Raw genomic sequence first — 12,578 nt, forward strand, 5'->3', positions numbered from 1 at the left:
GCCGGACGGCGTCAAAGCCTCGTTCCGCATACCTGCCCGCCATATCTCGGAGCCCCGGAAGTTCGATAGCAAGAAGGTAAGTCTGCCCGACGCTAAACGGTTCTCTCACATGCCCCACGCGTCAAGGGAACCGGTGAAGCCGAACTTGCTTGCGGGCCTGTCTACTCTCATCGTAGAAGACAGCCTCATCATCGCGCTCGACGCCGAGGACATCCTAAATCGGTTCGGCGCCGCGATCGACACCGCTTCTACCCCGGACGGTGCTCACGACGCGCTCGACAGGGGTCTGCCCGATTTCGCCGTGCTCGACATCAACCTCGGGGATCAGAACAGCTTCGGCATCGCCGATCGTTTGTCAGACGCCGGTGTGCCGTTCTTCTTCGCTACAGGCTACGGCGAACAGGCGCTGCTGCCCGCAGAGCACCGCTCTAGAATCGTGGTTCAGAAACCTTATACCACCCATAATCTTGCCCGTGCGGTGGAGGAATTGCTCGGCGTAGGTGGGGGCGACCACTAGCCTGGCGCTGCGTTAGGGCTGCCCGGTTTCCAGCGGCATCCGGAGGACGTGTGCGATTCATCCTGAGGAATCACCGATTTTGAGCGTCTGCCGTCAGGCCGTGTTTCTTGCGCCAGAATCGCCCCACCGATCTGAGCGATCGGCGGCTTTCGGACGGTGAAACGGAGCAACTGTAAGGCGATAATGGACGGGTAGCGGCCATCTCGACCGACGACCCAACATCCTTGCAAAGATTGTTGGAGGCCTTCATGGAAGTCAGCTGGCGATAGCTGGCGCATCGTTCATGCGGACCCTTCCGGTCCCTGCAGGCGACTCCGGGACTGGCCTCGCGATGGCCTGTCATATCTTGCGCCACCGCCGGTTCGCACTCCGGTAGAGCAGCACGCGGCAGCCCCTGCATTTCGCGAACTGATGCACGTCGTCGGTCGCCAGGGTGCTGTTGTCAGGGATATGCCATCCCGCCAAACAAAAGGACCGCCGGAGCAGCGCGCGCAACACTTCGCCTCTCCATCGCCCACGATTGTGGGCCGGTCCACGAGCTATTCCCATCGAGCGATACAAGGCCCGGCTCCTGAGACAGGGGGTAGGTCGGGGTCGGGCCTTGTCTTCGGGTACCCGACTTCGCCAGGCACAAGGATCTTTGCCCTTCGGACCTTTCGGATTGGTGAGCATCGTTGATGAAAACACTCTTTACCAACAGATGACTGAAGGGCTGACCCCGGACCGGCGGGGACAGGAACCGGAACCTATCGCTTCAGTTCTCCTGTGCATGGAGACCCATATGAGCACCCCCCCCCCGCAGGCGATTACCACCGTCGCCCATCTGGACCTGGCCCGATACCTCGGAACCTGGTTCGAAATCTGCCGGCTGCCGCTCAAGTGGGAAGACGTCCAAGCGCGCGATATTACCGCGACCTATTCGCTCGAAGCCGATGGGTCGATCAAGGTCGATAACCGCTGCATCGTCGAGGATGGCAAGCCCGACCAGGCTATCGGACAGGCGGTTCCCACCGATGCAAGCAAGGCCAGGCTCAAAGTCAGCTTTCTGCCGCAATATCTGCGCTGGCTTCCCTTCACCAAAGGCGACTACTGGGTCATGCGAATCGCGTCCGACTACACGGTGGCCTTGGTCGGCACTCCCGATCGGGCCAATCTATGGCTGATTTCACGCACGCCGCAACTGTCCGACGAAGTGCGAGGCGACTACCTGTCGAGCGCGGCGGCCCAGGGGTTCGACCTGGCGACGCTGATCACCCCGCTCCAGAGCGGAAACGTCGTTTCCGACGCCGCGCTCGCGCAGGCATAGGCCAGGATTACTCGTCTATTTTTGTTTGGACTCGCGAAAACAGCTCGGCCGCGAGAGTCCCTGCCGCTCGCCAGGACCGGCCCTCTTCCCTATCGCAGAGAAAAGTTCACATGTGCACTTCGTGCAGACAAGGCGCCTATGCATCGCACCAAGCACCCTGTGCGGACGAGGACTGGACAGCCGACGCGGCGCCGCTGCGCAATACGCCTGGAAATCCTGATCGAGTAGCTATACCCTTGCATCGCATGCGTGCGGTGTATCGCGACGATGGCAATATTTTCATCGATTGGCCGATTATCGCCGAAACTGTGTGTTGTTGGGTGCACTACGACCATTCTAACGGCCCCTTAGTGAGCGCCGACTTGCTGGGGCCGCCGCGTCCCTACCGCCAGACTGCGCACATGGAAATCGACCCTGACAGTACGGAGGAAGCATTCGGCCGGTCCATGGGCCAAGGCGATCTATGGACTGATCTTCGCCATGTCGATTGTCCTGGTCTGGTCCGGAGTCCGTTCTTACGAGACCGCGCCGCAGGCCGATACTGAACAGCTTGTTCCGGCTGACGCGACGCACGACAACCATTAAGAGGGCAAGCCTTCAGTTTCTGTTCGACGCCAGTCGCCCCCCTCTCTTAAGGCGCTGTTATTCTTCCTCCTTTACCAGTGACCGGGGAGGGCAGGAGACGGCGATATGCAAACAGGATGTCAGGGCTGCAGATCCGAAGGCGCGGGCTTCGATATTGCGATGGCCTTTCAACCCATCGTAGATTGCGAAACCGGCCGCGCCTTCGCCTTCGAAGCGCTGGTCCGCGGCAGCAACGGCGAAAACGCCGCCGAAGTATTGTCGAAGGTAACCGCTGAGAACAGGTATGCGTTCGACCAGCAATGCCGGGTTGCCGCGATTACAGGAGCGGTCGAGGCGGGGATCCTCGCCACCGGCGCCAAGCTTTCGATCAATTTCCTTCCCAACGCCGTGTATTCGCCGGCAGCGTGTATTCAGCTCACGCTCAGGACGGCCCGCGAGGTCGGATTTCCGACTGATCGCCTGATCTTCGAGTTCACCGAGAACGAGCAGATGATCGATACGGACCACGTCCGCAGTATTGTCGCGAGCTACCGCAGAATGGGCTTCATAACAGCGATCGACGACTTCGGGGCGGGACATGCCGGGCTGGGGCTTCTGGCGAAGTTCCAGACCGATCTCATCAAGCTCGACATGGACCTGATCCGCAGCGTCGATCAAAGCGAGCCGCGATGGATCATCGTCGCGGGCGTGGTGGCGATAGCCAGGGCGCTTGGCATTGCCGTCATCGCAGAGGGCGTCGAGACGCTGGGCGAGTACGACACTCTGCGCGAGATCGGCATCCGCTACATGCAAGGTTATCTGCTGGCACGCCCCGCGTTCAAGACCTTGCCAGTCCCCTTGCTGTCGCCCGGTGCCTTTTCGGCACAAGGGTCCCGACAGGATCGCGAAGCGGGAATTTCGCTACATTGCATCGCCCCGCCATCTGGCGGTTCGAGCCTCTCGCAAATGCCGGCGTCGTATTAGCGTTGCAGCGGTGCCGACAGGCAATAAACGTCCTGGTCATCGGGCGCGGTCCTGCCGCTCCGTCGACTTTTCAACGGTAAGCACTGCCCTCGGACCACTTGCTGACAGCCGGCGCCGACAGCGGTCAAACGTTGCTTGCCTATCTGCAGCTTCCTCCACTGCAGCCGCTGTAAACGGCAGAGCGAACCGCCTGGCTTCTTGCAGAAGCGCTCGGTAGCACCGACCGGCGCTCGCACGGATCACGCGAAGACGAGGTCTGGCCGCCGGCTCACGGGATCCAGCATATCTGGGGCTGGCGCGGCAGCCACGACGGCTGCCGGCGCAGACCAGGCTTGTATTCAAAACAGTACGGTGGCCGAGGCGCCAAGATTGATGGCGGGTTTGAATTCCCCAACGAAACTCGGGTTGCGGATGTAATTGACGGAGGGCGAGATGAACAGGCCGTCGAGTGCGTGGAACGCGTAGAGAGCGCCGAGCGAGAACTGGCTCTCGTGTGCCACTCCGCCCGCATCTTCGACGGCCCGGGCGCCGGTGCGGCTGAAGCTGTTCAGTCCGACTGTGATGGTGACCTGGTCGGCGGGCCGACCAGGGATCAGACCCAGGGCATAGACCCGCCCTTCGAGGCTACGCTTGTAGACGTTGACTGCATCTTTCGCGAAAAGCGCCGACGCACCGAGGTAGACTCCCTTGTACGCGGCGCCCGCGTCCGGTTGATAAACCTGGTAGTCCGCCAAAGCATAGGCCGACCAGTTGCGCTCGCGCCCGGCGCCATCGAGACGATCATACAGCGTGGTGTTGTAGCTTCCGCCGCCCCGTAGCCAGATCTGCCGGCTGTTGGGCGAACTCGCTCGGCGCACACCGACTTCCTGGATGAAAAGGGCCTTCGCTCCGGGGCGGGTGAATTTGAGGCCAGCGCCAGCGCTCGCCGCATCGGCTGACATGCCCTCGGGCAAGATGCTGCGCTGAATGGCCGACTTTGAATAGAAGCCACTCTTGGCGTTGAACTGCACATTGAAGCTGGGCGCCAGGGCGGTGCCGCCGCTCATGCCCGTTGACAGCGGAATCGAGCCCGCCACGCCGCTCGCGAGGATGGGGTTTCCGCCAGCGAAGATCCCCACGAAATCGGAAAGGTTCTGGTTGTAGCCGGCTTTCACCTCGAACGTCCGATCGAGAAAACTGCTGAACACGGTGAGGTTGGAAAACCGCGCGCCGGAGGGCCCGAGTTGCCGCCAATTGGCGACGCTGAAGAGGCCGCCGACATTGATCTGGGTGATGTCCTCTCCCGAGCCGCCGACTTTCCAGCTCAGGCGCAGCTCGTTGCTTTGGGTGAAAGTCAGTTTCTGGCCGGTATAGCTTTGCGCGTCGCCATCGAGACCATTTTCCGAGACATCCTTTGTCAACGTGTTCGAACTCACACCACGAAAATACAGATCGTGATCGTAGAGCCAGGAGCGCACTCCGCCGGCATCCTTCGTCAGGGTCTGGCCCACTCCGGGAAAATCGGTGGTCTGGCCCTGTGTCCTGAGCTTGTCGAATTCCATGAACCTGGCTGCCTTGCGGCGCGCTTCCGTCTTCTGGGTATGATCTTCTGTCGGTGTGGCTGCGAGCGTGTCGGCGGAAGGCGCCTTCGCGGAGGCCGGCGAGGCTTCGGGCGGATTCGCCTCCTTGCCACTCGCACCGACCGCAGGACCCTGCTCCTGAGCGAGGCCGGGTGCGGGAACTGCGAGGGCGAAAATCCAGGGAAGCGAGCATAGAGAGCGTGGCATCGGGACGATCATGAAACGGATGGTTTCCTAAAATGAAACCATTTCAATCATGTAGTCGTTCGGGTGTTCCTGTCCCGGTGCGCCGGTGTGCCAGAATCCATCGTTGATCGCGCCCACGATCCGCCGGCCGGGCTTGTTGAACAAACCTGGGGATCGTCGATGCGATCATGAAGCCGCTTTGTCAGTTCCGATCGCGTCGAACTAGCCCGGCGCGACTTCATCGCGGGCTAGGAGATCACTGGTATCGCGCCCTTTCCGGCGGGCCTGTCGCATCCGTACCCGGGCTCGTCGCTGCTGAACCCGGCCCGAGGTAGCGCCAGCACGGCGCGAGTGCGTGGGAACTTTGCAACATGGGCGGCGATTGTGGAGGAAAGGATACAGCGCGATGACAACAATCAGGATTGAAACATTGTCGGACACGGCCAGCGGGCAGGTGTTTGCAGAAGTGTACAAAGGCGAAGGCTCTGCCCCCATCATGCGATCTGCGGCCGCCTTCACCTCGCATGATGAGCTGGCCGACCAGGTCCTGGAACTGCTGCGCACCCACTTCCCCGACCACTCCCCGTTCGTTGAGGACCCGACGATCGGCGTCTAGCCTCAGCGAAAATCCGAGATTCGCAATTGTTACCCGCGGCGCTCTCGAGTCCTGCGGGCGCGGGCAGCCTAACCTTGTAACAGAGTCGATTAAGACCACTAACGTCGGGGACCCTGCATCATCCTGCAAGAGCCGGAAACAGCAGCGCGAACGTCGGCCATCCGATCGCGCCTATAGGCACAGCGTTCGACGCGACCATGCTGTCTTTCGCTCACCAAGTGGCACCACGTGGGTATACGGGTGAGGCGCCCTGCCCTGAGCCCGGCTGAAAAACAGCGATGGCTGAGCCGGGCCGCGGATCTATGTCCCGATCGCGCGGCCTCACAGGCACATCCGAGCGCTCGCTACGGCGAATAGGGCCGTATTATCCCAGCCAGCTATTATCCGGCCTGATCGTTGCCGGGTTTCAACTTTTTTCTGGATCCAATCGCCGGCATTGGGCCCCACCTCCCAATAGTACGGCGCATCGAAGGCGCGGCGCTCCCCAAGGCAGGTCTCCTGCGATCAAGGTCAGCCAACGATCCAGGTTGGCGGTGCGGGTCAACGAAAGGCCCCCTATCGCTATGGGCGATGGCGCTTCGTCTCCCGCAACTTTGCCCAAGGACTTTCAGGAAACCGCTTTGAGGAGCTCGACGTCGTCGGAATCCATTTACGGTCACACGTAATCACAATATCCTGCTGTCGGAAAATGCTGAATTCCGCGGGACCTGGCCCGGGCCGGATTGCGTTTCGCTCATGATAAATATTCGGTATCCGCCGGTTCTTCGTCGTTCCAGGATGCAACCTGAGCGCTATCGAATATCGCGCGGCGCAGTGTCTCTGCGAGCTCGGCCTGCGGGCAAGGCTTAAGGCAGAAATACGCGCCGGGATATCGTGTCCTTACCCCAGAGGTATCAGAAATTCCCGAGTGAAATATGATCGGCACACCGGCGGCGCGCAGGCGATCTGCGACAGGAAAAACATCGCCGTCAGCCAGGCTTATGTCCAGAATTGCACAATCCGGCAATCGTCGATCCAGAAGGGCGAGCGCGCCGCTGACCGAGCCACATGGACGCAGCGCCATAAATCCGGCTTCGAATACCGTGTCCTCGAGGTCGAGGGCAACGAAGGGGGCATCATCGACGATCAGGACTTCAATGGTCATCAAAAACTCTTCTTGCAATCATGTGGCAGGAAGGCCGCCACGCCTCTCCGGTTCCGCGCCGTGGCAGTCCCCTCCTGAACGGCGGCTGCCTATACGGCACGAACTGACGGGCGCGCGCCCCTCCTTTTTTCAACTTTGTGATCGCTGCGGTAGTCGCATTACCGCCCAGGAAACAAACAGCCGCAGTTGTAAGCTGCGGCCTTTGCTGTCTAAAATCTTTGTAATGGCCGGGGAGTTTGGATGAAACCTGAAATTATTGCATGCGGGTTGGCCATGCTGTCGCCCTCGGCGGGGCAGGCGCGGACCTCGCAGTGGTGGTATGTTACGCAGGGCGCTGACAAGGTGCTGTTCGTCGACGTCGAATCCATCGTGCGCGACGGAGACACGGTGCGGTACGAGGCGAGCCAGATCCTGCGCGAGCCGAACAACCCCGCTGCCTCGCTGCGCGCCTCCATGATCGGCGACTGCCGCGACAACACCGAAACGTGGGACCTGGTCCTGCGCTACGGTGCCGATGACGAAAGGCTCGATAAGACGGCGCTGAGCTACGCCGGCCCCAATCCCGTAGAGGCCGGGTCGGTGGGGGCAGCCCAGTTGCAGTTCATCTGCGCTGCCGATCGAACCCGGACCGGCGGCTTCCCTCTGGCGATCGACCAGGTCGCCTTCACCGAAGCACTGATCGCCGACACCGAGGCGTCAGTCAGTCCGGCAGACTTGCATGAACGGATGCGCGCAGATCCCAAGGTTCCGGTCATCCGCTCGACGGCGCCCGCGCCTGATACCTTCGGAACAGCGCAAGCGGTCACTGCGGGTCACGCAATCGTCCCTCCGCGCGACTATGCCAAAGGCGTACAGATCCCCGACGCCAGGAATTACGATACGATCGAAAGCGGCACGATCTACGACATCGCCTATCGCGGGATCGAGAGGGGCGAACTGGCCTTCGACTTGCGCGGCTACAGCATCGATGATCTTGCGCACTCGAGCAGCGCCCAGACGATGCGCTTTCCGGCTTCCCAGAAGACAATCCGTGCCCGCGAAATCGAGATCGAGGTTCTCGCTGCCACGCCGCAGGAGCTGCGCTTTCGCGCAAGCCTCGCCCGAATGAACGGTGACGACGCGTCTTTTGTATGCGCTGATCCGGCGTGTACGACGCGATGATCCGTGGCATCGCATTGTCGTTCAACCTACTTGCTGGGTTCGCGGGGTTGGTCGGGCCGGCACAAGCCCAGGACGTCGCCCAGATTGACCCCGTCATCGAACTGCAAACGCTGTGCGAGGACAAGGATGGCAGCGCCTGTACCCGCCTTGGCGACCGGCTTCTCGAAGGAAACGGGATTGCGCGCGATGATGCACGAGGCGTTTCGATCCTGGGCAAAGCCTGTCAACTCGGCGACATGCAGGGCTGCACGATGACCGGCTTCGCCTACGGCAAGGGGCAAGGCGTCGCAAAATCGACCGATATCGCGCGCGCCTATTACGCTTTCGCCTGCCAAGGCGGCGAGGCGACCGGATGCTCCAACCTCGGGCTTGCCTACATCAACGGGGACGGCGTTCCCAAGGACGACGCCCGCGCCGCGGCGCTTTTCCAGCAGGCCTGCATGAACAGCCCGACGGCAGGCTGTGCGAACCTGGGGGCGTCGTACTCGCTGGGAAGAGGCGTGCGGCGCGATCATCACAGGGCGGCGCGGTTGTTCAGGCAAGCCTGCGACGCCGACGATCAGCACGCCTGCTACAATTTAGGCGTGCTCTACCGCGATGGCCTGGGCATGAGACGTAATTACGAGCGCGCCCTCGCGCTGTTCGAACCCTCGTGCGAGGCCAAGGACCCCAGCGCCTGCGGCAATCTCGCCAATATGATCGACGATGGCCGGGGCACACCCAAAGACCATCAACGCGCCCTCGCTCTACATGACGTAGCATGCACGCTGGGCGAAGCGGAAAGCTGCTTTACTTTGGGGCGAGCCTACCAGACCGGAAACGGCCGCGAGCGTGACGACGGCAGGGCGATTGCCTTGCTGGAGCGCAGCCTGGCGCTGGACCCGCAGACGCCATCAGCCGGCCATGCCGCGAAAGCCATCGCTATCGCAAAGGCAGCAATCGCCGACAGGCCGGTCAACACTGCGAAGGAGGACGGCCCGGCAAATCGTGAAGCGCATGAGGAATAGATCGATGCGATATATTGCCGCTGCCCTCATCTCGATCCTGGCCGTTTTCTGGACGGCTGGGGCGCTCGCGTCCGGTTCCTCGCAGGAGGAGACCGTGCTGACCTGCCGGATCCAGGGGCACGATCGCGAGGTGTCGGTCTCGATCGTGGGCACGCGCGCGACCTATCGTTACGGCTCGGCTCTGCTAAAGCCGGAAATGACGCTGAGCAGCCCCTTGGCGGATCTCGACTATCGCCGGAAGAACGGCCCGGGCGACACGATCGACGAGATCGTGACCTTCACCAACGGCGACACCGCTTATCGCATCACGGCAGGTTTCAGGAACGGAATCGCGCCGGACCCTTCCGCTCTCCAGCCCTTCGGAACGCTGACGGTCACCCGCACCGGTAAAACCCTGACCGCGCTGAGCTGCCGGCCGGACAGCATCATTCGGGTCCATGACCGCTTCCTGGCGCGCATGCGCGAAATCGGCCGGGAACGGTCTTCCGATGGCGAATCGCTTCCGAACTACGAGATCCAGTATCCGGCGCCCGCCAACCAGTCCCCGCCCTGCAAGCAGGACTTCAACGTCGATACCTGCTGGAGCCGGGGCGTCGGGGCCGCGCGCGGGGGCGATCTGCGCGGTGCGCTCGGTCACTACGACAAGTCCTGCGAGGCGGGGTTCAACGAGCTTGGTTGCTACGAGGCGGGAAAACTCTATCTGCAGAACCGCCAGCTGCGAGATTATGCCAAGGCCCAGGAGCGGTTCACGCGCGTGTGCGACGGCGACGACCCGGGGCGTGGGCCCTACGCCTGCAAGTATCTGGGCTGGATGCACCTGACCGCGACCGGGGTCAGCCGCGATCTCGACAAGGCGTGGTCCAGGCTGGCACTCGCCTGCTTCCTGCACAACGACGCCGACATGATCGATCCCGAGGGCTGTCACTTCTTCGCCAAGACGGTCGCCGCCGTGCGCGCAGCTGCGCCGAACCGCTACGCGAGGGCGGACTTCCTGGCCTATGTGGCGCTTTCGCAAGCCTGTACCGACGACGCCAGGACGGTCTGCGACGAAGCGCGGGCGCTGTACCGGACCGGCGCCGGACAGCACGCGCCCTGGATCAAGTCGTGTGATGCAGTGGTCCGGGCCAACCGGACATTCTCTTCATGCGAGGAGATGGCGCGCTTCCGGGGAGACTACGAAACCGCCATGGCCACACGCCGAAACCTCAAGGCCATGTTCCTGGCTGCGCTCAACAATTTGAGCTGAGTAAGTGCATCCGGGTCGCGGTGCCAGGTAACGCTGCGATCGAGATTCTCTGCGTTGAAGCCGGACAGGATGGCCTTAGCGTGCTCGGACGTGTCGAGTGCCGATGGGAACAGGGCCAGGGCCGCTCCCGCAGCCGCGGTTGTGCCGGCGTTGACGGCGAATGTCAGCAGTTCGCCGTGAAACTGCATCTCGATGTTTACCGTTTTCCAGGCGATCTTGACCTCGATCCGCGCGATTTCATCGAACCGGCGCTCGTGCCTTCGGACCATTCGGTACCAGACGCCCGACGCGAAAATGACCGGTGACGGATTGGCATTGTTGGAGGCGAGCGCGAACCACCACGGCAGTCCCCTGACGCTTGCGAACGCGGCGATGACCGGGATCACCTTGCCGCCCTCTGTGTCGGTGTGGATCCGCTCCTGCGTACCGCCCGCCGCCGGTCGCCGTCTGGAGAAGCGGTAGATGATGCTGTAGATTGATCCGCCGACGACGATCGCCTGAAGCAGCAGAATAGCCGCGGTGCCAAGCACGGTCGCCAGGGTGATTGTCATCATCGGCCAGCGCCAGGCCCGGCGTCGCCGGGTGCTTCACTCATCGATCATCATGACACGAAGAGATGTCTCGAGCTGGAGCGCTCGATCCCGGATGACCGCAGCAGAGGCCGCCGCCTGCATGGGCACGTACATCGTCCCTTGCCGCCTCTCATACAACGCCATTCGCGCCGCCTCGTCGGCGCTACGAAAAGCAAGCCATGCCCGCTGCGCCGACCGCAGCCGGGCGGCTTCAGGCGGAGCCAGTCTCTCCAGCAGCTGGCCGTAAGCGGTGTTCATTCTCAGGTCGTAGTCGCAGGCCGCCGCCACCTCGCACTCGGTCTGTCCGGCGGTGGTTGCGGCTGCAGGAGTATCGAGACAGCGCTGCAACGCCGCTTCGGTGCGATCCTCGCTGGCGGGCGACGCCATGGCCGCCGTCGAAATCCCCAGCGAGAGGATGAAGAAAGACCGTATCATTGCAAACGTCGCTTCGAACGACAGCCGCCGGTAGCGCCGCGCAGCATGTCAGACGCCACGACGGGCCTGTTTGCGCCAGCCAAGAACGCCGGCCAGGGTTACCACAAGGCCGATACCGAGGAGGAACATAGACACGGCATTCCCGCCGATCTCCTGGTTGTTGCTGGCGCTGATGGACGCTGCAGCCTGTTTGGCGTCGGTCGCTGTCATCGCTGCCGCAAAGGCGGCTTCGTCGCATCGGCGCAGCATCTCGTTGCCCTGCCCCTTCATGCGTTCCTGGCACAGTATGGTCTGGCCGGGATCCGCTTTGGGCGGGCCGCCAGCAAGGCTCATGAAGGCTCCGAGGCCCAGCAGAACGATCCCGATAAGGAGGAGGAGGCACGGGTTCTGCTTCATCGGGTGTACTCTCCAGGTTTATGCTGATCGCAACGTGCGGCTCGACCGGGGGTTTCCATGAGACTGGTGACATCGCCTCGACGCGGTGCCCCGCGCCGAGCCACGCCATTACCCCTTCAGATTGCGGCTGTAGAGCCAGCCAATGCCGATCAGGCTGAAGCCCAGGGCGAGGAACGAGCAGATGCGCAGCAGGCCCTCCAGGCCGGACGCATCGAACAGGAACACCTTCACCACCGCCAGGAGGATAAGCACCAGAGAGGCTATGCGCCAATCGCGCAGGCCGCTGCGGATGCCCCACAGCAGGAACCCGAGCGCGAGCGCAATGCCGAGGACCGACCGGCAGATATTCTCGACCTCGCCGATTTCGGTGACGGTCAGCAGGGTACCACAGAACAGCTGCCGTAGCGTGGCGAAAGAGAACAGCAGGATCAGCCCCATCCGTAGCAGATCCGCAGGGCGCTTCATCCGCGCGGCTGCCTCGGGCGCGATCCAGGCGAACAGCGACGGCGCCGCAAAAGCGATGCCGAAGGCGGGAAGCAGCAGGTTCGCCAGTGGCCATGGCCCGACCGCCTGCGCGTCCCAGAGCGGATCGTGCAGCAGCACAGTGTAAAGCACGTTGTGCGCCGCGCCCACGCCGATGAGGGCCAAGGCGACGTCGCGGACGCGCAGGGCACGCCAGACCGCGACACCAGCGCCGATGAGGGCGACTTCCCACAGCGTCCGCTCGGCAAGCCCGATCCGCACGAAGCTCGCGGGGTCGCCGATCAGCAACAGGTGCTTGTAGAAAATGTGGATGCCGACCAGCATCAGCGCACCGAGCAAGGCCATCGCACCCTTGCGCAAGACGTTGGGCAAGTCGGTGCCCGTCCGCCACAGAACGAACGC

At 62.5% G+C, this 12,578-nt stretch carries 12 protein-coding genes and 1 pseudogene; 7 read left to right on the forward strand and 6 right to left on the reverse strand.

The genetic code is table 11. The features are described 5' to 3' along the window. From VMR39_RS26560 to VMR39_RS26570, 3 genes and pseudogenes are all read left to right on the forward strand, one after another. Positions 1–517: pseudogene (locus VMR39_RS26560) on the forward strand (hybrid sensor histidine kinase/response regulator); the annotation flags it as partial. A 781-nt stretch (positions 518–1,298) separates the two neighbouring features. Continuing rightward, positions 1,299–1,823 carry a lipocalin family protein gene (locus VMR39_RS26565; RefSeq protein WP_325420889.1) on the forward strand — a complete coding sequence of 175 codons (525 nt, stop codon included), beginning with the start codon at positions 1,299–1,301 and terminating at the stop codon, positions 1,821–1,823. A gap of 744 nt (positions 1,824–2,567) precedes the next feature. Beyond that, positions 2,568–3,371, forward strand: a complete 804-nt coding sequence (locus tag VMR39_RS26570) for an EAL domain-containing protein (protein ID WP_325420891.1) — start codon at positions 2,568–2,570, stop codon at positions 3,369–3,371. Between the two features lie 338 nt (positions 3,372–3,709). Here VMR39_RS26570 and VMR39_RS26575 read toward each other — a convergent pair whose 3' ends face one another. After that, positions 3,710–5,149 carry a carbohydrate porin gene (locus tag VMR39_RS26575; protein ID WP_325420893.1) on the reverse strand — a complete coding sequence of 480 codons (1,440 nt, stop codon included), beginning with the start codon at positions 5,147–5,149 and terminating at the stop codon, positions 3,710–3,712. Positions 5,150–5,522: 373 nt separating this feature from the next. Here VMR39_RS26575 and VMR39_RS26580 point away from each other — a divergent pair, with 373 nt between their 5' ends. Continuing rightward, positions 5,523–5,732, forward strand: coding sequence for a hypothetical protein (locus VMR39_RS26580; RefSeq protein ID WP_325420895.1), 210 nt, complete (start codon positions 5,523–5,525; stop codon positions 5,730–5,732). A gap of 733 nt (positions 5,733–6,465) precedes the next feature. Here the strand turns inward: VMR39_RS26580 and VMR39_RS26585 are convergent. Continuing rightward, positions 6,466–6,876 (reverse strand): response regulator, encoded by a 411-nt coding sequence (locus tag VMR39_RS26585; protein ID WP_325420896.1) that lies wholly within the window; start codon positions 6,874–6,876, stop codon positions 6,466–6,468. Positions 6,877–7,116: 240 nt separating this feature from the next. On the opposite strand from VMR39_RS26585, the gene VMR39_RS26590 reads away from it, so the two are divergent. From VMR39_RS26590 to VMR39_RS26600, 3 genes are read left to right on the forward strand one after another with little or no spacing between them, the layout of a single operon-like run. Continuing rightward, positions 7,117–8,037 (forward strand): hypothetical protein, encoded by a 921-nt coding sequence (locus VMR39_RS26590; protein WP_325420898.1) that lies wholly within the window; start codon positions 7,117–7,119, stop codon positions 8,035–8,037. Further along, the gene (locus VMR39_RS26595; RefSeq protein ID WP_325420900.1) at positions 8,034–9,044 is read left to right on the forward strand and encodes a tetratricopeptide repeat protein; all 1,011 of its coding nucleotides are present in this window, start codon (positions 8,034–8,036) and stop codon (positions 9,042–9,044) included. The genes VMR39_RS26590 and VMR39_RS26595 overlap by 4 nt, the downstream gene beginning before the upstream one ends. 4 nt (positions 9,045–9,048) lie before the next feature. Beyond that, positions 9,049–10,290 (forward strand): sel1 repeat family protein, encoded by a 1,242-nt coding sequence (locus VMR39_RS26600; RefSeq protein WP_325420902.1) that lies wholly within the window; start codon positions 9,049–9,051, stop codon positions 10,288–10,290. Here VMR39_RS26600 and VMR39_RS26605 read toward each other — a convergent pair. The 4 genes from VMR39_RS26605 to VMR39_RS26620 form a co-directional block, all read right to left on the reverse strand. Further along, entirely contained in the window at positions 10,218–10,844 is a 627-nt protein-coding gene (locus VMR39_RS26605; RefSeq protein WP_325420904.1) for a hypothetical protein, read from the reverse strand. The genes VMR39_RS26600 and VMR39_RS26605 overlap by 73 nt on opposite strands. A gap of 33 nt (positions 10,845–10,877) precedes the next feature. Next, positions 10,878–11,297, reverse strand: coding sequence for a lysozyme inhibitor LprI family protein (locus VMR39_RS26610; protein ID WP_325420906.1), 420 nt, complete (start codon positions 11,295–11,297; stop codon positions 10,878–10,880). A 48-nt stretch (positions 11,298–11,345) separates the two neighbouring features. Then, on the reverse strand, positions 11,346–11,693 hold the full coding sequence (locus VMR39_RS26615) for a hypothetical protein (RefSeq protein WP_325420908.1): 348 nt from the start codon (positions 11,691–11,693) through the stop codon (positions 11,346–11,348). A 108-nt stretch (positions 11,694–11,801) separates the two neighbouring features. Then, on the reverse strand, positions 11,802–12,578 hold a 777-nt coding region (locus VMR39_RS26620; protein WP_325420910.1), incomplete at its 5' end, for a DUF2339 domain-containing protein.

It is taken from the genome of Sphingobium sp., assembly GCF_035511395.1.
Classification (GTDB): Bacteria; Pseudomonadota; Alphaproteobacteria; order Sphingomonadales; family Sphingomonadaceae; genus Sphingobium.

What these genes read in the sequence shown, in the direction of transcription:
- VMR39_RS26565 (WP_325420889.1), top strand. Translation starts at nt 1,299, where the DNA reads ATGAGCACCCCCCCCCCGCAGGCGATTACCACCGTCGCCCATCTGGAC.
- VMR39_RS26570 (WP_325420891.1), top strand. Translation starts at nt 2,568, where the DNA reads ATGGCCTTTCAACCCATCGTAGATTGCGAAACCGGCCGCGCCTTCGCC.
- VMR39_RS26575 (WP_325420893.1), bottom strand. Translation starts at nt 5,149, where the DNA reads ATGATCGTCCCGATGCCACGCTCTCTATGCTCGCTTCCCTGGATTTTC.
- VMR39_RS26580 (WP_325420895.1), top strand. Translation starts at nt 5,523, where the DNA reads ATGACAACAATCAGGATTGAAACATTGTCGGACACGGCCAGCGGGCAG.
- VMR39_RS26585 (WP_325420896.1), bottom strand. Translation starts at nt 6,876, where the DNA reads ATGACCATTGAAGTCCTGATCGTCGATGATGCCCCCTTCGTTGCCCTC.
- VMR39_RS26590 (WP_325420898.1), top strand. Translation starts at nt 7,117, where the DNA reads ATGAAACCTGAAATTATTGCATGCGGGTTGGCCATGCTGTCGCCCTCG.
- VMR39_RS26595 (WP_325420900.1), top strand. Translation starts at nt 8,034, where the DNA reads ATGATCCGTGGCATCGCATTGTCGTTCAACCTACTTGCTGGGTTCGCG.
- VMR39_RS26600 (WP_325420902.1), top strand. Translation starts at nt 9,049, where the DNA reads ATGCGATATATTGCCGCTGCCCTCATCTCGATCCTGGCCGTTTTCTGG.
- VMR39_RS26605 (WP_325420904.1), bottom strand. Translation starts at nt 10,844, where the DNA reads ATGATGACAATCACCCTGGCGACCGTGCTTGGCACCGCGGCTATTCTG.
- VMR39_RS26610 (WP_325420906.1), bottom strand. Translation starts at nt 11,297, where the DNA reads ATGATACGGTCTTTCTTCATCCTCTCGCTGGGGATTTCGACGGCGGCC.
- VMR39_RS26615 (WP_325420908.1), bottom strand. Translation starts at nt 11,693, where the DNA reads ATGAAGCAGAACCCGTGCCTCCTCCTCCTTATCGGGATCGTTCTGCTG.